Source organism: Bacillus paranthracis (assembly GCF_001883995.1).
Taxonomy (GTDB): domain Bacteria; phylum Bacillota; class Bacilli; order Bacillales; family Bacillaceae_G; genus Bacillus_A; species Bacillus_A paranthracis.
Genome location: NZ_MACE01000018.1, coordinates 721639 through 746127 on the forward strand (window position 1 = coordinate 721639; position 24489 = coordinate 746127).

The 24489-nt window shown below is 37.6% G+C and carries 19 protein-coding genes and 1 other annotated feature; of the genes, 2 read left to right on the top strand and 17 right to left on the bottom strand.

Annotated elements, in window-relative coordinates; genetic code table 11:
- Positions 1-79: 79 nt before the first annotated feature.
- The 11 genes from BAQ46_RS10030 to hemA form a co-directional block, all read right to left on the bottom strand.
- On the bottom strand, positions 80-1042 hold the full coding sequence (locus BAQ46_RS10030; protein WP_061132103.1) for a hypothetical protein: 963 nt from the start codon (positions 1040-1042) through the stop codon (positions 80-82).
- A 165-nt stretch (positions 1043-1207) separates the two neighbouring features.
- Complete coding sequence (locus BAQ46_RS10035; protein WP_000582084.1) at positions 1208-2509, bottom strand: bifunctional folylpolyglutamate synthase/dihydrofolate synthase; 1302 nt, start codon at positions 2507-2509, stop codon at positions 1208-1210.
- Positions 2510-2601: 92 nt separating this feature from the next.
- Positions 2602-5247, bottom strand: a complete 2646-nt coding sequence (locus BAQ46_RS10040) for a valine--tRNA ligase (RefSeq protein ID WP_000072229.1) — start codon at positions 5245-5247, stop codon at positions 2602-2604.
- A 38-nt stretch (positions 5248-5285) separates the two neighbouring features.
- Positions 5286-5518: a binding site (T-box leader), on the bottom strand.
- Between the two features lie 122 nt (positions 5519-5640).
- Complete coding sequence (gene ysxE, locus BAQ46_RS10045; protein ID WP_000367001.1) at positions 5641-6666, bottom strand: spore coat protein YsxE; 1026 nt, start codon at positions 6664-6666, stop codon at positions 5641-5643.
- A gap of 62 nt (positions 6667-6728) precedes the next feature.
- Positions 6729-7712, bottom strand: coding sequence for a stage VI sporulation protein D (gene spoVID, locus BAQ46_RS10050; RefSeq protein WP_071741878.1), 984 nt, complete (start codon positions 7710-7712; stop codon positions 6729-6731).
- 109 nt (positions 7713-7821) lie between these two features.
- Positions 7822-9111 (bottom strand): glutamate-1-semialdehyde 2,1-aminomutase, encoded by a 1290-nt coding sequence (gene hemL, locus BAQ46_RS10055; protein WP_000712926.1) that lies wholly within the window; start codon positions 9109-9111, stop codon positions 7822-7824.
- Entirely contained in the window at positions 9111-10100 is a 990-nt protein-coding gene (gene hemB, locus BAQ46_RS10060; RefSeq protein WP_001087058.1) for a porphobilinogen synthase, read from the bottom strand. The genes hemL and hemB overlap by 1 nt, the downstream gene beginning before the upstream one ends.
- A 20-nt stretch (positions 10101-10120) precedes the next feature.
- Positions 10121-10873, bottom strand: a complete 753-nt coding sequence (gene hemD / locus BAQ46_RS10065; RefSeq protein WP_061132101.1) for a uroporphyrinogen-III synthase — start codon at positions 10871-10873, stop codon at positions 10121-10123.
- Positions 10874-10875: 2 nt separating this feature from the next.
- Positions 10876-11805, bottom strand: a complete 930-nt coding sequence (hemC, locus tag BAQ46_RS10070; protein WP_001226412.1) for a hydroxymethylbilane synthase — start codon at positions 11803-11805, stop codon at positions 10876-10878.
- A gap of 15 nt (positions 11806-11820) precedes the next feature.
- Positions 11821-12654, bottom strand: a complete 834-nt coding sequence (locus BAQ46_RS10075) for a cytochrome C assembly family protein (RefSeq protein ID WP_000008993.1) — start codon at positions 12652-12654, stop codon at positions 11821-11823.
- A 17-nt stretch (positions 12655-12671) separates the two neighbouring features.
- Entirely contained in the window at positions 12672-14006 is a 1335-nt protein-coding gene (gene hemA / locus BAQ46_RS10080; protein ID WP_000547851.1) for a glutamyl-tRNA reductase, read from the bottom strand.
- Positions 14007-14422: 416 nt separating this feature from the next.
- Between hemA and BAQ46_RS10085 the strand changes: the two genes are divergently transcribed.
- Positions 14423-14875, top strand: coding sequence for a MarR family winged helix-turn-helix transcriptional regulator (locus BAQ46_RS10085; protein WP_000133920.1), 453 nt, complete (start codon positions 14423-14425; stop codon positions 14873-14875).
- Positions 14876-14877: 2 nt separating this feature from the next.
- Positions 14878-15294 carry an organic hydroperoxide resistance protein gene (locus BAQ46_RS10090; RefSeq protein ID WP_000359781.1) on the top strand — a complete coding sequence of 139 codons (417 nt, stop codon included), beginning with the start codon at positions 14878-14880 and terminating at the stop codon, positions 15292-15294.
- A 32-nt stretch (positions 15295-15326) separates the two neighbouring features.
- On the opposite strand, the gene ysxC is transcribed toward BAQ46_RS10090, so the two are convergent.
- From ysxC to BAQ46_RS10120, 6 genes are all read right to left on the bottom strand, one after another.
- Positions 15327-15923, bottom strand: coding sequence for a ribosome biogenesis GTP-binding protein YsxC (gene ysxC, locus BAQ46_RS10095; protein WP_000869113.1), 597 nt, complete (start codon positions 15921-15923; stop codon positions 15327-15329).
- Positions 15920-18250, bottom strand: a complete 2331-nt coding sequence (gene lon, locus BAQ46_RS10100) for an endopeptidase La (protein WP_071741879.1) — start codon at positions 18248-18250, stop codon at positions 15920-15922. The genes ysxC and lon overlap by 4 nt, the downstream gene beginning before the upstream one ends.
- A 182-nt stretch (positions 18251-18432) precedes the next feature.
- Positions 18433-20103, bottom strand: a complete 1671-nt coding sequence (gene lonB / locus BAQ46_RS10105) for an ATP-dependent protease LonB (protein WP_025991615.1) — start codon at positions 20101-20103, stop codon at positions 18433-18435.
- A gap of 106 nt (positions 20104-20209) precedes the next feature.
- Positions 20210-21469: an ATP-dependent protease ATP-binding subunit ClpX gene (gene clpX, locus BAQ46_RS10110; RefSeq protein ID WP_000472282.1), complete on the bottom strand. Its 1260-nt coding sequence runs from the start codon at positions 21467-21469 to the stop codon at positions 20210-20212.
- A gap of 264 nt (positions 21470-21733) precedes the next feature.
- Complete coding sequence (tig, locus tag BAQ46_RS10115) at positions 21734-23011, bottom strand: trigger factor (RefSeq protein ID WP_000729258.1); 1278 nt, start codon at positions 23009-23011, stop codon at positions 21734-21736.
- Between the two features lie 309 nt (positions 23012-23320).
- Positions 23321-24319, bottom strand: coding sequence for a hypothetical protein (locus BAQ46_RS10120; RefSeq protein WP_000358268.1), 999 nt, complete (start codon positions 24317-24319; stop codon positions 23321-23323).
- Between the last annotated feature and the right edge of the window lie 170 nt (positions 24320-24489).

Sequence of the window (24489 nt, forward strand, 5' to 3'; positions counted from 1 at the left end):
TAGAGAAAGCACTTTACTCTAAATTCAAAAGAAAAGAAAGAAGCCTCTACACTTCTTCCTTCGTCATTTCATTATCCTATTATTTCACCTTTTGTGAAACAATTTTTTCGTATGAAAGTATACCATCAATGATAACTTGATTTAATTTCGCTAATGATTCCTTATCATCTTTTCCATCCTTCACTGTTTGCACAGCTACCGACGTATACATATACAATTTCTTCGCTTCTTCCTGCTTCATACTTTTCCCTTCTTTTTCAATCGCTTTCCACTCTTTTTCGATTGCACTTATATCTTTTGCATTACTTTTTTCACTAGCTTGTACGCTAGAAGCATATTTTGCTAAATGAGTATATAATGGCTGTACTTTTGTTAAAAACGCCCCGATTTCTTTATCATCTTTAAGTAACGCTTTATCTGTTATATCCCAGTCCTTTTTCAATACGGAGACATTATCTTTTTTATACTGCGTCATTAATTGGTTTATGCCTTGTTCATCGCTAGCAATACCAACAACTAATGCATACTTATCACCGCTCGGTTTTAAGGCTGCTACACCTCCATTACCTTTCCACTCTTCAAGAGCGGCCTGTCCCTTTTCTTCAGAAGAATAGATTCCTCCTTGAACAAAAAATAATTTCATTGGATCTAATGACGTTCCTGTCTGTGCTTTTGTTTTTCCCTCTTTTGGTGCTGGTGTTTGTTCTGCCGTTCCACCCACCTTTGATTCTTCCTTTCGCATCTGCTTCGAAGCTGTTACTTCACTTCCTCCTGTCGCACCTTGTCCTTTCAGTAACTGTAGCATCCCCATCCCAAACGCCGTACCAATAATAATTGCAGTTGCAACGATTGCAATTAACGTATTGCTCCACTTCTTTCGATTTTTTTCCGTAGACGCTACTTTTGATTTTTGAAACGGAACAACGTTTTTTGGCCTTTCACTTTCTACTACCATCCAGTCAAATTCATCTTTCTTCTTCTCCTCATACTTCGCTTCTGTTCCATTCACTTTCACTGAGATCGTTCGTGATTGCTTGTCCATACACTCACACCTCACCTCTTATCGTTGTCCGCATCATATCATATTCATTTCACAAAAAAACGAGATATTTGTCAGAGGAATTCGCCAAATAACCCTATATATTTATCTTATATGTATGCATTTGACTTCATTTGTAGAACAAAAAAACTAGATAGTACAGACTATCTAGTTTTTTTCGCGAATATATTTTCGAACTTCCGAAATGAAATAAAGAGAACCTGTTATGATAAAAACATCATTTTCTCCAAGCATTTCAACCTTCGTATCAATTGCCTCTTTCCAATTTTCAAAAACTAATTTTGACTCTTCCTTTGCATACGATGCAAGCTCGCCTGCTGAAATAGCACGATCAAAGGCGAATGTTGTAAAAATAATTTCATCGGCGATGCTTTCTAATTGACCTACCATATTGTGCAATTGTTTATCACCAAGGGCAGTAAATAAAACTATTACATTTTTATCTTTGTAATGTGATTCTACCGTTTTCACAAGACTTTCAATACCTTCTGGGTTATGAGCACCATCTATAATAATATCCGGATTACTTTGCAGTTTTTCAAAGCGCCCCACCCAATACGCTTCCTGTAATCCCGTTCTTATTTCTTCTTCCTCAATTAAAAATGATAAGTATGTTTTTACATACATGACTGCCATAAGTGCAAGTGCTGCGTTTCCTACTTGATGGCTGCCTTTCATTGTGATTCGCACATCTTCAAAAGAGGCGAAAGGACAAGTGAAATCGAACTGTTCTCCATCTTCACTAGACTGCTTATGTAACGCTGTAAAATGGTTGCCCATCTCGTATAAGTTTGCCTGATTTTCCTTTGCAACTTTTTGAATGACTTGCAACGCTTCCTCATCTTGCACACCAGTAATAACCGGAACACCAGACTTAATAATTCCCGCCTTTTCATATGCAATTTCTCCTAATGTATTACCTAAAATATGCATATGATCGTGACCGATATTCGTAATAATCGTGAGAACTGGATGAATCACATTCGTAGAATCAAAGCGCCCTCCAAGCCCTGTTTCAAATAAAACAACATCACAGAAATTAACTTTACCGAAGTAACAAATTGCCATAACAGTAATAATTTCAAACTCAGTCGCTTCCCCTAAATCCGTTTCATCTAGTTTTTCAACGACTGGCTTTACCATCTTTACAAGTTCAGTAATCTCTTCATCTGCAATTGGTGTTCCATTCACACTAATACGCTCGTTAAATGTTTCAATATAAGGGGAGGTAAATGTTCCTACCTTATATTTTGCATTTTCTAACATGTAGCGCATATATGTTAACGTTGAACCTTTTCCATTTGTACCAGCAAGGTGAACACATTTTATGTGACGCTCCGGATTTCCGAGCTCTTCTAGCATCCATCTCATTCTTTCTAATCCCGGTTTAATACCAAACTTCAATCGGCTATGAATCCACCCTATCGCTTCTTCGTATGTATGTATCACGTATGCTTTCCCCTTTCAAAAAACAACCTTCATAACCCTATTATACGCAAAGAAAAGAGACTCACCAATATAGTGAGTCTCTAAAAAGCATTTTATTTCTCAAGATCTGCTAGACGTTGGCGAACTGCTTCGCGTTTTTCTAGGTAATCTTGCTCTTTCGCACGCTCTCCTTCAATAACTGCTGCAGGAGCTTTCGCTACGAAACCTTGGTTTGAAAGTTTCTTCTGTACACGTTCTACTTCTTTGTCGAACTTCTCAAGCTCTTTCTCAAGACGCGCTCTCTCTTCATCAAGATTGATAAGATCAGCTAACGGTAAGAATAACTCTGCACCTGTTACGATTGCAGTCATTGCTTTTTCTGGCGCTTGTAAGTCCGTTTGAATTGTTAATTCGCTTGGGTTACAGAAACGCTCAATGTAAGAGCTGTTTTTCGTAAGTTGAGCAAGTACAGCCTCGTCTTTTGCTTTAATTTGCATTTGAACTTTTTTGCTCATTGGCGTATTAACTTCTGCACGGATATTACGAACAGAACGAATGATATCAACTAGAAGGTGCATTTCTGCTGCAGCTTCTGCATCTTGTAAATCTTCGCGTACTGTTGGCCACGCTGCTACTGTAATAGATTCGCCTTCGTGCGGTAAATGTTGCCAAATCTTCTCTGTTACGAATGGCATGAATGGGTGTAATAGACGCATTGTTTGGTCTAATACGTAAGCTAAAATAGAACGAGTTGTTTTCTTAGCTGCTTCATCTTCACCGTATAGAGGAAGTTTCGCCATTTCAATGTACCAGTCACAGAAATCATCCCAAATAAAGTTGTATAATGAGCGACCAGCTTCACCGAACTCATATTTATCCATGTTACGTGTTACGCTTTCGATTGTTTCATTTAAGCGAGTTAAAATCCACTTATCTGCAACTGATTTTTCACCAGTTAAATCGATTTCTTCATATTTCATGTCATCCATGTTCATTAATACGAAACGTGATGCATTCCAAATTTTATTAATGAAGTTCCAAGTAGATTCTACTTTCTCCATGCTGAAGCGTAAATCTTGACCTGGTGCACTTCCCGTTGATAAGAAGAAACGCATTGCATCTGCACCGTACTTCTCGATAACTTCCATTGGGTCAATACCGTTACCAAGAGATTTACTCATTTTACGTCCTTGCTCATCACGAACTAAACCGTGAATTAATACATCTTTAAATGGACGCTCGCCTGTAAACTCTAAACCTTGGAAAATCATACGAGATACCCAGAAGAAGATGATGTCATAACCAGTTACTAGTGCATCTGTTGAATAGTAACGCTTGAAGTCTGCTGCATCTTCATTTGGCCAACCAAGTGTTGAGAATGGCCATAGTGCTGAACTGAACCATGTATCAAGTACGTCGTTATCTTGATTCCAGTTTTCAATATCTGCTGGTGCTTCTGTACCTACGTATACTTCACCAGTTTCTTTATGATACCAAGCTGGAATGCGGTGTCCCCACCATAATTGACGAGAAATACACCAGTCGTGAATATTTTCCATCCAACGTAAATATGTGTTTTCGAAACGCTCTGGTACGAACGTTACTTTCTCTTCTTCTTTTTGCTGAAGCGCTACTGCCTTCTCAGCAAGTGGAGCCATTTTTACGAACCATTGTGTTGATAAGTAAGGCTCAACAACTGCACCACTACGCTCACTATGACCTACTGAATGCATATGAGGCTCGATTTCTACTAATACGCCCGCTTCTTGTAAATCTTTTACTAACGCTTTACGGCACTCGAAACGATCCATACCGTTATACTTACCAGCTTTTTCGTTCATCGTTCCATCTTCGTTCATTACTAAGATACGTGGTAAGTCATGACGGTTACCTACTTCAAAGTCATTCGGGTCATGAGCTGGCGTAATTTTTACAACACCTGTTCCGAAATCTTTTTCTACATACTCATCAGCAATAATCGGAATCTCACGGCCTACGATTGGAAGTGTAACTGTTTTTCCGATTAAATGCTTGTAACGATCGTCTTCTGGATGAACCGCTACCGCTGTATCACCAAGCATCGTTTCTGGACGAGTTGTTGCAAGACGAATGTGGCCAGATCCATCTGTTAACGGATAGTTCATATGGTAGAATGCACCTTGAACTTCTTTATGAATTACTTCAATATCAGAAAGAGCTGTGCGTGTTGCCGGGTCCCAGTTGATAATATATTCACCGCGGTAAATTAAGCCTTTTTCGTATAATTGAACGAATACTTTATTAACCGCATCAGATAAACCTTCGTCTAATGTGAAACGTTCGCGAGAATAGTCTAGTCCTAAACCAACTTTCCCCCATTGTTGACGAATGTGAGAAGCGTATTCTTCTTTCCATTCCCAAGCCTTTTCAAGGAATTTCTCACGGCCAAGATCGTAACGTGAAATACCTTCTTCACGAAGTTTCCCTTCTACTTTCGCTTGTGTTGCGATACCCGCATGGTCCATTCCTGGAAGCCACAATACATCGTAACCTTGCATACGCTTCGTACGAGTTAAAATATCTTGAAGAGTTGTATCCCAAGCATGACCTAAGTGTAACTTACCAGTTACGTTCGGAGGTGGAATTACAATTGTATACGGTTGTTTCTTCTCGTCTCCTGTTGCTTCAAAATATTTGCCTTCTAACCACCACTGATAAAGGCCTTCTTCAACGGACATATGATCATATTTAGTTGGTAAATTCTTTTCCGTGTTTGACATTATTTTCCCTCCTTAAAATAAAAAATGCCCCTCATCCAAAAAAGGACGAGGGACATCGCGGTACCACCTTTATTTACAAACAAATTCAGGAATTTGCTTATACTCTTAATTTGATAACGGACAAATCCGTCTTTTCCTAATGAGAACTATTCCGTTCAGAAAAGATGCTCCAGGGCTACCTTCTAACATAACTATCTAGAGAATCTCCCAGCTAATGATTCTCCTCTCTGAAGACGTTTCTTGTTATACTCTTCCCCTTCAAGGCATTTATATGATTGTTAATTATTATATACAATAGTGTAAAAAACGAAACCTTATTCGTCAAGATAAATTTAATACTACAGCTTTTTGAGTAAAAAAAAGAAGATAAGTAACATCCTCTACTTATCTTCTTTATCCGTTCCCTTGCTGGGCAGCTTGTAATTGCGAAAGAAAATATTCTATATTACTAACGAGCCAATGCGCTTGTTGCAAACTCTTTACTCCGAGAAGTTCATTTTCCTCATTACGCCGCTCTCTTCTTTTCTTATAAGACTGGATTTGCCGAATAAATTGCGATGGATACGTCATATACGCAAACATGAGTAGTTGCTCTTCTTTCGTAAAAGGGAAATTTTTTTGATACATTTGATACCATTCAAACCGATCACTTCGCGCAATTGGATATGTGTTTAAAGACCGAGAATAAAAGCCTACAATATCTTGCACAGGTGTTGCAAACTTCGATTTTTCTAAACTAATAAAATAGCCATTCCGTTCATAATCAAATAAAAAATGATTAAGCGATACGTTACCATGTACAAAAGTAATGCGCGTTGTTTCTTTTTCTTTCATTGCATCGTTCCACTCATTTAATTGCTTCGTCGCAAACTCACGCGCCCTCATTACATGATGATAGTACGTACAATATTGCAATTCAAACGGAGACATATACCACTTCGCTTCCGATTCTACAAGAAACTCTTCTAACATCTCTCCATCACTTTCCCAGCGATCGGATATATTTGTATAATGTTTTTCTAAATCCTCTTCTGTATACGTTTCTTCTTTTACCGTTTTTTGATGCAACGTTCCGAGAGTCTGAAACATTTTATGGTATTGATCATTATCCTCGCCGTTCCCTTCCGCACGCTCTAACCAAGGCATTAAATAATAATTATACGTACCGTCACTTAAAATATAATTTCCGTCCGTCGCATGATATATAGGTACATAATTTGAAAAACCTTTCTCCTTTAAATATTGAATATGATGCAAAAAGTTATTCCGCTCTAACTTCCTGCCTTCTATTTTCTTGAGCGCATATGGACCTTGATTCGTATAAATTTTCGTCACACTTCCGTGCTCTTCCATATGCTGCGTATCCAATCTATATTGCCTTACAATGGGTTCATAACGATTTCGTAATTCCATATCCATACGAATAACCCTTTCTATTCAAAACATAGCCTTTAGAAAAATAAGTGAGTGAAAACACTCACTTATTTCGCTTTTGCTCTTGAAACAGGAATATAAATAATTTGTCCTGTAGTTAAATATATATCTTCTGTTTGATTGACACGATATAAGTTTTGTACAGATGTTTCATAACGTTCTGCAACAGATTCGATCGTATCTCCTTCTTGCACGAAATACATTCTTAACTTTGTAAATTCTTCTTCCGGTTCTTTCGTAAATAATTTCGTTAAATAAAGCGCATTTTCATCTCGCTGTGAATACGTTTCTTCTTCTTGCTCTTCTTGTTTTTTCGCTTTTTCTTTCTTGAAATCTTTTCGTCCGAACAATTCAAATTGCGGCGTTGTTTCTTTCTCCTCTTCACGCTCTACAAATTCATGTTCTTCTATTTCCTCTTCTTCTACTTCCTGCTCTTTTCTTTCTTCTAGTTGGAACGGTTCAAACGCGTAATCTTCCCACTCATCTGATTCCTTATAAACTGGTTCTTCTACTTGCGGCGTCGGTCTATTTTCATCCTCTTGCGCTGAATCAACTTCCAACTCAGCATACGCCGTTTCTTTCTCTTCCTCTTCATCCTCGATGCGTTCTTCATCACATAATCCTGTAATAGATATATCCGCTAATAATTGTAAGCAACCATTTTCCTTTAATTCATAATCAAATTCCTCGATGGATACATATAGTTCTTCAATTACTTTCACACGGTTTCTTGGGATCGATATTTCAAGCGGAAAGGAATGAACAAGTTCATTAACCCCATCTTCTCTCGTTTCTACATAATCAATTGACTTCGCTGGCGATAAATCTCTTAATGAATAAGCTGAATCATCTTGCCTTGCAACATACTCTCCCGTTAAATCTAATTGCCCTCTCACAATAACCTCATGATCAAGCTCTTCTATCTCAACGTCTGGATCTAACGAAATTGACAAAAGTTCTTCGACTTCCTGTCCTTTTTGGAACCAAACAGATTCTTTTAATGAAAAACGTAATGAATGATCTGTTGCCACTTCTTTTCCCCCTCCCAAACTATATGTCATTACAGATTTATGTACGGAAAGCTGACTTTATGAATAAAAAAAATCGCTCTCCTTACGGAGAGCGATTTTCTTTATTCAATTAAGCTTTTAATTTTGACATTGCAATTTCAGCCGCTGCAATCGTCGCTTCAATATCAGCATCACTATGTGCTGTCGATAAGAATAAACCTTCGAATTGAGATGGCGGTAAAAATACCCCTTGTTCTACCATTTCACGATAGTAAGCCGCAAAGAACTCTAAGTTTGAAGATTTTGCTGCATCGTAATTAATAACTGGTTCATCTGTAAAGAAGATACCAATCATAGAACCCGCACGATTGATATGATGTGGAATGCCATGTTTTTCAGCCGCTTTACGTAAGCCAGCTTCTAACATTTCAGCTTTACGCTCAAATTCTACATACGATTCTGGCGTTAACTGTACTAACGTTTCATAACCTGCTGCCATTGCTAGTGGGTTACCTGATAAAGTACCTGCTTGATAAATCGGTCCGCTCGGTGCAACTTGGCGCATAATTTCTGCTTTACCACCGTATGCTCCTACCGGTAATCCACCACCGATTACTTTACCTAAACAAGTTAAATCAGGTGTTACACCGTAATAACCTTGTCCACAATTATAAGCAACACGGAATCCTGTCATTACTTCATCAAAAATAAGCAATGCGCCATTTTGCTCTGTTACTTCACGAAGACCTTCTAAAAATCCTGGTTGCGGAGGAACAACACCCATATTCCCTGCTACTGGTTCTACAATGACACAAGCAATATCATCACCGAATTGTTCGAAAGCGTATTTCACACTTTCTAAATCGTTATACGCTACTGTAATCGTATTTTTCGCTACACCTTCTGGTACACCAGGGCTATCTGGTAAACCTAGCGTTGCTACACCAGAACCCGCTTTAATTAATAACGAGTCACCATGACCGTGATAACAACCGATAAATTTCAAAATTTTGTTACGCCCTGTATAACCACGAGCTAAACGTAGCGCACTCATTGTCGCTTCTGTTCCAGAGTTAACCATACGCACAATCTCAATTGATGGAACACGCTCAATAACAAGTTTCGCTAATTTATTTTCAATTTCCGTTGGAGCACCGAAGCTCGTACCTTTTTCAGCAACAGCTTTTAAAGCCTCAACAACACGATCATTTGCATGACCATGAATTAACGGACCCCATGATAATACGTAATCGATGTATTCATTTCCATCGATATCATATACTTTAGAGCCTTTTCCACGCTCCATAAACAACGGATTCATACCGACAGACTTAAAAGCACGAACTGGGCTATTTACGCCACCAGGCATTAAATCTTGAGCCTCTTCAAACGCTGCAATCGACTTATCAAACTTTTTCATTATTTAGCGCCTCCTTCTTGTAACCATCTTGCTGCATCTTTCGCATGATACGTAATAATTAAATCTGCTCCTGCGCGTTTCATACTAATTAATTTTTCAAGTACAACTTCTTTTTCATTAATCCAGCCATTTTGCGCTGCCGCTTTAATCATTGAATATTCACCGCTTACGTTATAAGCAACGACTGGTAAATTAAAGTTATTTTTCACATCACGAACGATATCTAAGTAAGAAAGAGCTGGCTTTACAATTAAGAAATCTGCCCCTTCCATTACATCTGATTCTGCTTCACGGAATGCTTCCATGCGGTTCGCTGGGTCCATTTGATATGTTTTACGATCACCAAATTGCGGTGCACCATGCGCCGCATCACGGAATGGTCCGTAAAATGCTGATGAATATTTAACAGCGTACGACATAACTGGTACATGTCCAAAACCATTTTCATCTAATGCGTGGCGAATTGCTGTTACGAATCCGTCCATCATGTTTGATGGCGCAATAATGTCCGCTCCTGCTTTCGCTTGGCTTACAGCTGTTTTTGCAAGAACTGCAAGAGACTCGTCATTTAAAATAATACCATCTTCAATTACACCGCAATGACCATGGCTTGTGAATTGGCATAAACATGTATCCGCAACTACTACTAGATCAGGGAATTCACCTTTAATTTGCTGAATCGCACGTTGCACAATTCCATGATCACAATATGCTGATGATCCAACTTCATCTTTTTCAGCAGGTAAACCAAATACAATAACAGAACGAATACCTAAATCAACAACTTCTTGCATTTCAGCTTGCAATAAATCTAAAGATATTTGATATACGCCTGGCATAGAAGGCACTTCATTACGAACATTCTCTCCTTCTAATACAAAAATAGGGTAAATAAAATCTTCCGTATGTAAAAACGTTTCACGCACAAGCGCACGCATGCCTCCACTTTGTCTTAAGCGACGATGACGATTAAATTGTAAAGAGTTCATAGATTTCTATCCCCATTCTTTTATTTTATAGATTCACAAACACATTGTAGTAATGCTTCTACAGTGTACTCTTTCGGCATAATAATATGCGGAAAATAAAGGCTCGCCTCTTTTTCCGTAATAGGCCCTATACAAGCAATTGTACATTTTTTTGTCCATTCTCTCCAGTTTGTATCCTCAAGTAAACGAACAAAACTAGTAACAGTGGAAGGGCTCGTAAATGTAATAATATCTACTTTCCCTACTTCTAACGCTTCTATAAGCTCTTGCTTTTTCTCTACATTTTCTTTCGTACCATATACGATAAGCTCATCTAGAGAAACACCCATTTCACGAAGCGCAACTGGAATTACGTCTCTTGCTAAATTCCCTTTCGGAAATAAAATACGTTCGTTTCCACTTAATCTTTTTACAAACTCTTCTGCAAATACTTCTGCAACAAATGAAGTTGGAACAAAATCCACTCGATAGCCTCGCTTTTCTAACTCTAACTTTGTTTTCACACCTACTGCAGCAATTTTAGTCGTTACAGGTAGCTTCTGTCTCAAACGATCTAGAAAAAAAGCTACCCCATTTTTACTCGTAAAAATAACCCAGTCATACGAATGTAACTGCCCTGCTATATGTTGAATTTGCCTATGAGACATACCTTCCATACGCAAAAGCGGAATTTCCAATGGAATTCCGCTCTTTTTTTTCACCGCTACACTCATTTGTTTTGCTTGATGCTGGGCACGTGTAATCAATACCGTTTTGCCAGCGAGAGCGTTCATATTTATTGTTGCCCCTTATTTGCAGCAAGAATGAGTTCTTTTGCGCCTTGGTTAATTAAACGGTCCGCAGCCTCTAATCCTACTTTCTCTGGATCAGTTCCTACTACTGTCTCTTTCAATAAAACCGAACCGTCCATAGACCCGACAAGAGCTGTTAATTCGATTGCATCATTTTCCGTAAGAGTTGCATATCCAGCGATTGGAACTTGGCATCCACCTTCAAGTTTATGAAGAAATACGCGTTCTGCTGCCACTGTTTTTTCTGTTACTCCATCATTCATATGAGCTAACAACTGCAGTAAATCTTTATCATCCTCACGACACTCAATCGCTAATGCACCTTGTCCTACAGCAGGTACACATAACGTCTCATCTAAATGTTCTGTAATAACTTCATTATCCCAGCCCATTCTTTGTAATCCCGCTGTCGCTAAAATAATTGCATCGTAATCTTCTTCTTTTAATTTGCGTAAACGTGTATCGATATTTCCGCGAATCCACTTCACTTGTAAGTCTGGTCTCGCAGCGAGTAGCTGTGCACTACGTCTTAAACTACTCGTACCTAAAATAGCGCCTTCTGCTAACTCTTTAAACGACGCTCCGTTTTTTGAGATAAAAGCATCACGAGGGTCAACACGCTTTGGTGTACAACCAATCATTAATCCTTCTGGAAGTACGGCCGGCATATCTTTCATACTATGTACAGCCATATCAATTTCTTTCGTAAGTAGCGCATGTTCAATCTCCTTCACAAACAAGCCTTTGCCACCTACTTTTGAAAGAGTAACATCTAAAATTACATCGCCTTTTGTGACGATTTCTTTCACTTCAAATTCATATGGTAAACCTAGCGCTTTTAACTGATCAATAAACCAATTTGTTTGCGTTAATGCTAATTTACTCTTTCGTGACCCTACAATAATTTTGCGCATAATTTTCTCTCCTCATTATAAATACCAAAAGTGGAAGTTGGATAAACTGCTTAATAGAAAAATATTAATTAGCATTACGAGAAATGCTCCGATGTTCCACTGCACGATTTTCTTCCCTTGCAACACATCTGCCGCTCGTAAATATAGGCCAGCACAATATACAAATAGAACGACAAAGGACCCGATTACTTTCGTATCATACCAATGGAAATTGTCCAATTTTGTATATCCCCATATGCATCCTAATAAAATAGCTAGTAAGAAAAATGGAACAGAAAATAAATTTAATCCGTAAGACATCGATTCTAGCTTCGGTAAATTCCCTAATCTTCTTAATCTGGCATTCCATTTTTTCTTTTTTAATAGGCGATATTGCAATAAATACATAATAGAAAAAATGAACGATACAGTAAAAGTTGCATAAGAAATAATAGCCATACCGACATGTACATATACAAGCTCCGAAACTAATTGCTCTGCAAGTATCGGCGACATCTTTCCAAGCGGCGTAAAAATAGAAAAAGCGCTTACGCCAAATGCAACAACATTTGTAAAAAAGACTAAAAAATCGATTCTCATAAATCGATTAATGACTAACGACATCGTAATCAATAGCCAAACATAAAAATAAATACCTGATAATAAGGTTAAAAGGGGGTTCGTTTCTGAATCTGTAGCTCTAAGCAACATAAAAATAGAATGCAGAACCCATACAATCGAAAGTAACCAAAAAGCAAATCGGTTCGCCTTTCGGTTACTTTGGAAATAATCTATAAAATATAAACTAATGCTACAAGCATATAAAATAATTGCAATATGATAAATAATACTGTTATTTAAAAAACTCATCCGATCATCCTTCCAAATTATAAAGATGGAACGGATGGTGTCCACGCTCTTTTATGTTCTACTTCTTCCGCACGACTCTCTACGTCTTCCATTTCTAAATCGAAAATCTTTGCAAATAACGCTAATTTTTCGTCTGCTCCCTCTTCAGCAGCTATTTCTTTCGCTACCAAAATTGGGTCTTTTAATAATTGATTAATAATACTTTTCGTATGCTTACTAATTACTTTTCTCTCACGATCACTAAGATTCGGTATTTTTCGTTCCAGACTTTCCATCGTTTCACTTTGAATAGCAAGTGCCTTATCACGAAGGGCTGATATTAACGGAACGACACCAAGTGTACTTAACCACGTTTTAAATACAACAATTTCCTCTTCAATCATAAATTGAATTTTCTCTGCTTCTTTCAAACGCTCAGCACGGTTCGCTTCCACTACTCCTTGCAAATCATCAATGTCATACAAGAAAGAACCTTCTAGCTCATCAATTGCTGGATCAATATCACGCGGCACTGCAATATCAACCATAAATAATGGACGACCAGAGCGCATTTTCTCTACCTTTGTCATCATCTCTTTCGTAATGACATAATCCGATGCACCAGTTGAACTAATTAAAATATCAGCTTCTAATAATGCACATTGTAATTCACTTAAAGGTTTTGCGTGTCCCATATATTTCTCAGCCATTATTTCTGCTTTTGAAAGCGTTCTATTCATGACTGTTACTTTACGAGCACCACTTCCATATAAGTTTTGTAGTGCAAGTTCACCCATTTTACCAGCACCAAGAATAAGTACGTGACAATCTGTTAACTCGCCAAATATTTTCTTCCCAAGCTCAACAGCAGCATAACTAACAGACATCGCGCTTTCACCAATTGTCGTTTCTGAGTGAGCACGTTTCGCCAATGTAATAACTTGCTTAAACAATTCATTAAAAATTGTCCCTGTTGCTTTTACTTGTTGCGCTTCTAAAAAGCTATCTTTTATTTGACCTAAAATTTGCGTCTCTCCAACTACCATAGAATCTAAACCGCACGTTACGCGGAATAAATGATCGATTGCACCATCTTGTTCAAAAATAGTTAAATATGGTGCGACTTCTTCTATTTCAAGCTGAAACCAATCAGCTAAAAACTTCTTAATATAATACCGTCCCGTGTGTAATTGATCGACAACAGCATAAACCTCAGTGCGATTACAAGTTGATACAATGACATTCTCTAACACGCTCTTTTGATTTTGTAATGTAGTCATTGCTTGCTCTAGCTCTGCTGCCTGAAATGTGAGTTTCTCACGAAATTCTACAGGGGCTGTTCGATAATTTACACTAACAACAAGAATATGCACGCAGCATGTCCCCCTTCACCCGTTTTATCACTTTATCTACTATCATAATACAACTTTCCTCTTATGAATCTGACAATCGTGTGAACAACCGATTATTTTTTTATTTATTCTCCATATGTAAGAAAGGAGATTCAGTAAAATGAATAAAATTTTTCTACTTTATAATGATTATAAATTAATAACTCTATTTGTACGTTACCAAAAAAAGCCCTCATAATCAAGTGATGGAAACTATTCCATATAAATTATAACATCATCTTTCCTATCTTCTTTCATCATGAAGGAAAATATGTATGATTGTTCCAAATTGTAGCACAAACTTTCTCAATACAATGTATTTGACATTGTATTTCTTTTTCGTTATATTGATTTTACAAAATTAAATTGTGCACAACCTAATTAGAAAGGAGTCATTCATGACAGAAGATTCTTTGCATCTAGATAATCAACTTTGTTTTTCTATTTACGCTTGTTCTAGAGAGGTTACACGCTTTTACCGACCATATTTAGAAGAAATGGGCATTACGTATCCACAGTACATTACTTTACTCGTACTATGGGAGCAAGATGGATTAACAGTAAAAGAAATTGGAGAACGTCTATTTTTAGATTCCGGTACGTTAACACCTATGTTAAAACGAATGGAATCATTAAACCTTGTAAAACGCGTTCGTTCCAAAGAAGATGAGCGAAAAGTGTGTATTGAATTAACAGAACAAGGAAAAGATTTACAAGATAAGGCTTGTTCATTGCCGACAACGATGGCAACAAATTTAGGAATTACAGAACAAGAATATCGTTCTTTATTAATTCAATTAAATAAACTAATTGAAACAATGAAAACAATTAATGATAGAAAAGGGGAATAAACATGGATAAATTATATACTGCTTCAGTAACTGCTACAGGTGGAAGAAATGGAAAAGTAGTATCAGATGATGGCATATTAAATCTTGATGTGAAAATGCCGAAAGCACTAGGTGGTGCAGGCGGAGAGGCAACAAATCCAGAACAACTATTTGCTGCTGGTTACGCTGCTTGTTTTGATAGTGCATTACAACTTGTCATTCGTACGAAACGTGTGAAAGTAGAAAGTACAGAAGTAACTGCTCACGTTTCTATCGGAAAAGATACAGATGGTGGTTTCGGCCTATCTGCTGTACTTGATGTACATGTCGCTGGCGTTTCACATAGCGAAGCACAAGAACTTGTAGAAGCCGCTCACGGTGTATGTCCTTACTCTAAAGCAACACGAGGAAATATTGAGGTTACATTAAACGTACGCTAAAAGTGTATAAAGAAAAAAACGCGCGACATTCGTCACGCGTTTTTTGTTTTTGTAAATTTATGAATTGCTTTCCATGCTTCTTCTTTCCCAAGTCCTGTTTCAGAAGAGAATAGAACGACTTCATCGCCACTTTCAATATCAAGCGTTTCTTTTACAACTTTTAAATGCTTTTGCCATTTCCCTTTCGGAATTTTATCGGCTTTCGTTGCAATAATAATGGTTGGAATGTCATAATGCTTTAAGAAATCATACATCATTACATCATCATTTGTTGGTTTGTGACGTAAATCAACTACTAATACAGCTGCATCTAATTGCTCACGTGTTGTAAAATACGTTTCAATCATTTTACCCCAAGCCGCGCGCTCTGTTTTAGATACTTTCGCATATCCGTAACCTGGAACGTCCACAAAGTGCATCATCTCATTAATTAAGAAGAAGTTTAATGTTTGTGTTTTTCCTGGTTTAGAAGAAATACGTACTAACTTTTTACGATTTAAAATTTTATTAATAAAGGAAGACTTCCCGACATTTGAACGACCTGCTAATGCAATTTCTGGTAAGTCACCGTCTGGATATTGTTCTGGTTTAACAGCACTAATTACAATGTCTGCTTTTGTTACTTTCATTGTTTCACTCCTACTAATGCGTGCTCCAATACTTCATCTAAATGAGATGCAAGCACAAACGTAAGGTTTTCTTTTACGCTCTCTGGAATATCATCTAAATCTTTCTCATTTTCCGCTGGTAAAATAATCTTTGTTAAACCTGCGCGGTGAGCACTTAATGTTTTTTCTTTTAAACCACCAATCGGTAATACACGACCACGAAGTGTAATTTCACCTGTCATCCCCACTTCTTTACTTACAGGAATACCTGTTAGCGCAGAAATAAGTGCCGTTGCCATCGTAATACCTGCTGACGGTCCATCCTTTGGAACTGCTCCTTCTGGAACATGAATATGAATATCATTTTTCTCATGGAAATCAGGATCAATCTGAAGCTCTTCTGCACGAGAACGAATATAGCTAAACGCTGCTTGTGCGGATTCTTTCATAACATCCCCAAGTTTCCCTGTTAAAATTAATTTCCCTTTACCTGGCGCTACGGACACTTCGATCGCCAGTGTATCGCCACCTGCTGCCGTATACGCTAAACCTGTCGCCATACCAACTTGGTCTGTTTTTTCAGCTTGCCCATAACGGAATATGTGCTTACCAAGTAAATCAACAACGTTTTTCTCTGTTACTACAATACGCTTACGTTCTGCTGTAACGATAATCTTTGCTGCTTTACGACAAACCTTTGCAATTTGGCGCTCTAATGTACGAACACCAGCCTCACGTGTATAATAGCGGATAATTTCAAGAAGCGCTTCATCACGTACTTGTAAATTACCTTTTCGTAAGCCATGCTCTTTTAATTGTTTCGGCAATAAATGCTCACGAGCAATGTGAACCTTTTCAAGCTCTGTATAGCCAGCAATCGAAATAATTTCCATACGGTCAAGTAACGGACCTGGAATACTGGAAAGTGTATTCGCAGTTGCTACAAACATAACTTTCGATAGATCATATGGTTCTTCAATATAATGATCACTGAAGTTATGGTTTTGTTCTGGGTCTAACACTTCAAGTAATGCTGCTGAAGGATCTCCACGGAAATCGTTAGACATTTTATCAATTTCATCTAATAAGAAGACTGGATTAACTGATTTCACCTTTTTCATACCTTGAATAATACGTCCTGGCATTGCTCCAACGTACGTACGACGGTGACCACGAATTTCAGATTCATCACGCACACCACCAAGGGATACACGGACAAAATTACGATTTAATGATGTTGCAATAGAACGCGCTAACGAAGTTTTTCCGACCCCAGGTGGTCCTACTAAACAAAGGATAGGCCCTTTTAATGAATTCGTTAACTTCTGTACCGCTAAATATTCAAGTACGCGCTCTTTCACTTTCTCAAGACCGTAATGATCTTTGTTTAAAATCTCTTCAGAATGAGCAAGATCAATCATATCTTCTGTTGCCTCTGTCCACGGAAGTGCTAATAACCAATCGATATAATTGCGAATAACACCGCTCTCCGCAGAACTTGCTGGTAACTTTTCATAACGATCTAATTCTTTCAGTGCGGCCTTCATTGTTTCTTCAGGCATTCCTGACTGTTCAATTTTCTCACGAAGTTCTTCAACTTCCCCGCCCTTACCTTCTTTATCGCCAAGTTCAGTTTGAATCGCCTTCATTTGCTCACGTAAAAAATATTCTTTTTGCGTGCGCTCCATTGAACGTTTCACTTTTTGTCCAATTTTCTTTTCTAAACTAAGTAATTCTTGTTCATCTTGAATAATTGAAATAAGTGTATGTAATCGTTCTTTCACAGATATGATTTCTAAAATCTCTTGTTTCTGCTTCGTTTTAATTGGCAAGTGAGAAGCAATTAAATCCGCTAATCTTCCTGGCTCTTCTACATCAGCTACCGTTGCAAATGTTTCATTTGAAACTTTTTTCGAAACTTTAATATATTGTTCGAAATGCTCCAGTAATGTGCGCATAAGAGCTTTCTCTTCTAAATCAGCTTCCACTTCTTCCGTTATCGTTTTAATAGAAACTTGCACTACATTTTCTTCTTCGATAAACTCTACTACTTCTGCTCTATGTAAACCTTCTACAAGGACACGAAGCGTACCGTTCGGCAATTTTAACATTTGCTTCACTTTCGCCACTGTACCTACACTATATATGTCATCTTCTTTCGGATCATCGATATTCATTTCTTTTTGCATTGCTAAAAAGATGATATTTTCATCCATTGCCGCCTGCTCTAGTGCTTGTATCGATTTATCACGTCCTACATCAAGATGCAGAACCATCGTTGGATATACGAGAACGCCTCTTAATGGTAGGAGGGGCACGATTCTTTCATTCGTATTCATACTAGACATAGCACCTCCATAATAAATTAAACTCCTGTTCAACTATTTTATATTACAATACATCTAGATGCAATTGCAGAGATTCTCCGCAACTGTAAATCCCTCGTTTTTTCTCCCTTATAAAAGAAAAAAGACTCCGCTTAAGCATACAAACTTAAACGAAGTCTGGCAAATACTATTATCGTTCATTCTCACATTGATTGTGCATCTGTTTCGTCTATCGTAGTATGTACATCGAGCTCTCGATGTATATTTTCCTGTATAAACGTTAGCTCAAATACTTCCTTCAACTTCCGAACAGGAATAATTTCAATTCCTTTTATTGTATACAAAAATGGTTGCATGTTTTCAGCAGGAATGATAACTTTCTTAGCTCCTGCCTTTTTCGCAGCTTTTATTTTTGCGTACACACCACCGATAGGTTTCACTTCCCCGTGTATACTTATCTCACCAGTCATCGCTACTTCATTATTCACATACGTATGATGCACTGCTGAATACACACCTGTTGCCATAGCAATTCCCGCCGAAGGCCCATCAATCGGGATACCACCTGGAAAATTAATATGTATATCGTACCCTTCTGGCAATACATCTAGAGATCGAAGCACTGTTAATACATTATCTACAGAACCTTTCGCCATACTTTTACGACGAATGGATTTCGTTTGACTACCAATACTTTCCTCTTCAACAATTCCAGTAACATTTACCGATCCTTTATCTTTCGCCTTGATTGCTGTTACTTCAATTTCTAATAACGCGCCTGTATTTGGTCCGTATACAGCAAGTCCATTTACAAGACCGATTCTCGGAATAGGGTAAATGCGTTTTTCATACTTCGGTGTAAGTTGACTAGAGTGAACAACCCACTCTATATCTTCATCTTTAATGAAAGGACGTTCTTCATTTATTGCCATTCCAGCAGAAATTTGTACAAGATTAATCGCTTCTCGCCCATTTCTTGCATACATCCCGATCATTTCAATACCATTTTCACCGATTTGCATTTCCACTTTGTCAGCCGCATTCTTCGCTACTTTTTGAATTTCTTCTGTATCTAACTCACGGAAGAACACTTCTAAACAGCGCGACCGAATAGCAGGAGGAATCTCCTCTGGCGAACGTGTCGTCGCCCCAACTAAGCGAAAATCGGCTGGTAAACCTTTTTGAAAAATGTCATGTATATACGTTGGAATCATCGTATTCTCTTCACTGTAGTATGCACTTTCCAAAAACACTTTCCGATCTTCTAGCACCTTTAACATTTTGTTCATTTGAATCGGATGTAATTCACCTATCTCATCAATAAACAAAATACCACCGTGAGCATCTGTTACCGCACCTTTTTTCGGTTGCGGAATACCTGCTTGCCCCATCGCACCAGCACCTTGATAAATTGGATCATGCACCGAACCAATTAAAGGGTCTGCAATACCACGTTCATCAAACCGAGCTGTCGTCGCATCCAGTTCAATAAATGTTGCATTTGTGCGAAATGGAGATTTTGGATTTCGTTTTGCTTCTTCTAATACGAGACGCGCTGCCGCTGTCTTTCCGACACCTGGCGGACCATATATAATCACATGTTGCGGGTTTGGACCACAAAGAGCCGCTTTTAACGACTTAATCCCGTCCTCTTGCCCTACAATATCTAAAAAGGATGTAGGACGCACCTTTTCCGCAAGCGGCTCTGTTAAAGAAATCTCGCGCATTTTACGAAGCTGTTCTAATTCTTTTTTCGATTCTCGATCAATTGAAACTTTTTGTGTTCGCTGATTTCGAAGTAAATGCCAAAAATACAATCCGACAATTACACCAAAAACAAGTTGAACAAGTAAAAATATATTTGTCCAGCTCATCATTTATTTCCTCCCGCAATGTTTTATCTCTTAGTATTTCCGCGGAGGAACATAGCTAAACATAAAGAAAAACAGCAATTATAAAAATTGCTGTTTCTCCTTCGCATTATGCAGATGTTTTTGTATCAAGTACAGTACCGTCTTGTAACACCAATTTTGGTGCTGCATTATCAGCTACTGTTTCTTTTGTAAGAATACACTTCTCGATATCTTTGCGAGATGGTAGCTCGAACATTACCTCAAGCATTAAGCCTTCAATAATAGAACGAAGTCCACGAGCACCTGTTTTACGTTCAATTGCTTTTTTCGCAATCTCAATTAGTGCGCCTTCTTCAAACTCTAACTCAACATCGTCAAGCTCCAATAGTTTTTGGAATTGCTTAACAAGTGCATTTTTCGGTTTCGTTAAAATATCAACAAGAGCATCTTCATCAAGCGGCTCTAGGTTCGCAATAACTGGAAGACGACCGATAAACTCTGGAATTAAACCAAATCTTAAAAGGTCCTCTGGTAATACGTGAGATAAAACATGCTTCTCATTTACATCAGCATTTTTCTTCTCAGAACCAAATCCAATTACTTTTTCACCAAGACGACGTTTAATAATTGGCTCGATGCCATCAAACGCTCCACCACAGATGAATAAGATATTCGTTGTATCAATTTGAATAAACTCTTGATGCGGATGCTTACGGCCACCTTGAGGTGGAACGCTTGCTACAGTACCTTCTAAAATTTTCAGAAGTGCCTGCTGCACACCTTCACCAGATACATCACGTGTAATTGATGGATTTTCGGACTTACGTGCCACTTTATCAATCTCATCAATATAAATGATTCCTTTTTCCGCTTTCTCTACATCATAATCAGCTGCTTGGATTAATTTAAGTAAGATGTTTTCTACATCTTCCCCAACGTACCCAGCTTCAGTTAAAGATGTTGCGTCCGCGATTGCAAATGGAACATTTAAAATACGCGCTAACGTTTGTGCCAGTAATGTTTTACCACTACCTGTTGGCCCGATAAGTGCGATATTACTCTTCGCTAATTCTACATCATCAATTTTGCTGTTAGAATTAATGCGTTTGTAATGGTTATATACCGCTACCGCTAGTGCTTTTTTCGCGTTATCTTGTCCGATGACATACTCATCTAAAATTTCACGAATTTCTACCGGTTTCGGTACATCTTTGAATTCTACTTCTTCGTCTTTCGCAAGCTCCTCTTGTACAATTTCAGTACAAAGTTCGATACACTCGTCACAAATGTAAACACCTGGACCTGCAACTAACTTTCGGACTTGCGTTTGTGTTTTACCACAGAAAGAACATTTTAATTGCCCTTTTTCATCATTAAATTTAAACATATTTTCACACCCCTTACAAAGTGCTAACCTCTTGCCTTCGTATGTACACGATAAATGTATCGTATGTAAATACATATTATGTCACTACGTGGCGAGAAATACAAATAATATGACTAGTTATGTACAAATAAAAAGTTTTTAAAACTTTTGAAATATGTATATTCGACTTATTAAGGAAGTTTTCCTTCTTCATCGAAAAGTTTTATAAATATATTTCTATATTTATAAAACAAGGCACGATTAAAATCGCGCCTTGTTATTTTATTATGCAGCGTTTTCTACTAAGAAGTCTACAGCTTTACGAACTTTAAGATCTTCAGCTAAAGCGTCTACGCTTCCAAGAGCTTGCTTGATAGCGTCTACTGGCATACCGTACATTTCAGCCATTTTTTCAACTTCTGCAGTTACTTCTTCTTCAGTAACTTCGATGTTTTCAGCTTCAATGATAGCTTCAAGAACAAGGTTGATTCTTACGCGTTTTTGAGCGTCTTCTTTCATTTGCTCTTTTAACTTGTCAGCATCAGTACCTGTGAATTGGTAGTAAAGCTCAAGGTTCATACCTTGTTGGCTTAAACGTTGCTCGAATTCACGAACCATACGATCTAACTCAGTGTCGATCATAGCTTCTGGAATGTCGATTTCAGCGTTAGCAGCAGCTAATTCTACTACTTCGTCACGTACTTTGTGCTCAGCTTCGTGCTTTTTGCCTTCTTCTAAGTTTGTGCGAAGTTTTGCTTTTAATTCATCAAGAGTTGCAACCGCTTCGTCAGCTTCTTTAGCGAACTCGTCGTTTAACTCAGGAAGTTCTTTTGTTTTGATTTCGTGAACTGTTACTTTGAATGTTGCTGGTTTGCCAGCTAATTCAGCAGCATGGTACTCTTCTGGGAATGATACTTCAACGTCTTTAGACTCACCAGATTTAAGACCAATTAATTGCTCTTCGAAACCTGGGATGAATGTACCAGAACCGATTGCTAGAGAGTAGTTTTCGCCTTTTCCGCCTTCAAATGCTTCGCCATCAACGAAACCTTCGAAGTCGATTACAGCTGTATCACCGTTTTCAACAGTTCCTTCTTCTTTAACAACTAGCTCAGCTTGACGCTCTTGTAAAGATTTTAATTCGTTCTCTACATCTTCGTCAGTTACAGTTGTTTCAACTTTTTCTACTGCTAAACCTTTGTACTCACCTAATTTAACTTCAGGTTTCACTGTAACTTTTGCAGTGAAGATAAGGTTAGCATTTTTTTCGAACTTCTCAATGTCGATTTCAGGATGAGCAACTGGGAAGATACCAGCTTCATCGATTGCTTCACCGTATGCTTTTGGTAAGATGATATCTAAAGCATCTTGGTATAAAGATTCAACACCAAAGCGTTGTTCGAATAACGGACGAGGCATTTTTCCTTTACGGAAACCTGGTACGTTGATTGTTTTTACTACTTTTTTGAACGCAGCGTCGATAGAGTTGTTTACTTCTTTAGCATCAACTTCGATTGTTAAAACGCCTACGTTACCTTCTAATTTTTCCCATTTTGCAGCCATTTATTCTTTCCCTCCAACTATAATAATGTATGCACATACCTCTATAGATTAAGATCTTCATTATCTCTTTTTTGAAATAACAAAAGTACAAATAATCCTCTAGCAAAAGCTTTCAGATATAATGTTCCAATCTACTAATTGCCTAAAAGACAACTACGGTATATTTTGTTCGAGAATAATATGAAACATATTAAGTAAGAGAATTACACTTCTCTTCTCTTACAAACAGGCAGATTTCTGCCTTTTGCAACCCTTACATTATAACATAGAATATGCTCGTTTCAAGAACCGAACGATTCTTTTTCATAATTATACGGGCAAATATCCTTCTCTTTCGACACGTAATAACCATTGATAGGCAATATGAAACTCTTCTAATTCAATATTATACGCTGTCATAAGCTCTTCTTCATCAATAGTCAACCCGAAACGCTTTCTACCAATTCTCTCTAAAACAGCAGCCCAAATCTCCACTTTATCCATTAATAGAGCGAATGGGAAAATGCTAATTTGCAATTCTTTCCAATATGTAACCATCGCATCAAATATATCAGGATAATTTTGCTCTAATCGACTTGATAATCTATGTATAATGTTATCGGATTGCTCCTCATTATGACCTGTAAATGCCGGAATTACCTTGATCGTATTCCCAAACTTTTCTACCTCTATCTCTTCTTCTATTTGATTTTCTATCATTTTATATAAAATAGAAGTTTTCAAATAAGGGTGCTGTTTTTCGTCTATTAAAAATTTCTTTAAAATAGGTAATGCAAGATCCAAGTCTTTTAACGAAAGTTGCTGAATCGCTCTTAGCTTTTGCCCAAAGTTTTCTCCAAATATTTCATTAGTAAATTCATCTAACTCAAAATTCGAATCAACTCGTGATGTATCTACTTCATGTAACATACCTTCTGCAAATAAAGCGAGCTGTGCTAATTTTTCCTTTTGCTCAGGCATTACATCTTTCGTTTGCAAAACTTTTTCAACAGTTTCAATAACGCCTTCATAATCATTTGTTTGAACTAAAATTGTCACATACGTTTCAAGAATATCACCAAATAAGACCGCTCCTGTTTCCAGTAACTGTTCACATTTCTCTTTCGCTTCTTCCATATGTTTTAATTCTAACAAACAAATAACCGAAGCTAGTTCCGTTTGTTCCGTTTCTGCATTATACTGACGTAATATTTCAAAGCAGCGCAATGCATCTTCGAATTTCCGCTCTTTCAGCGCTAAAAAACCTTCATCAATATAGCGCTCTGATAGTTGCGGAAACAATACGACCGTATTTTCTTTTTTATCCATACGTCCGCCTCTTTTTCTAGATTTTAATTATCTTTAAAGTAAATATATCAAATGAGTAATGAGAACACAACATCCCGAAACCCTTTGTTTGAAATATAGAAATATTTAATTTTTATATTTCAATACAAGTGAATTCCTACTCAAAATTAAAAATATGCAAATAAAAACCC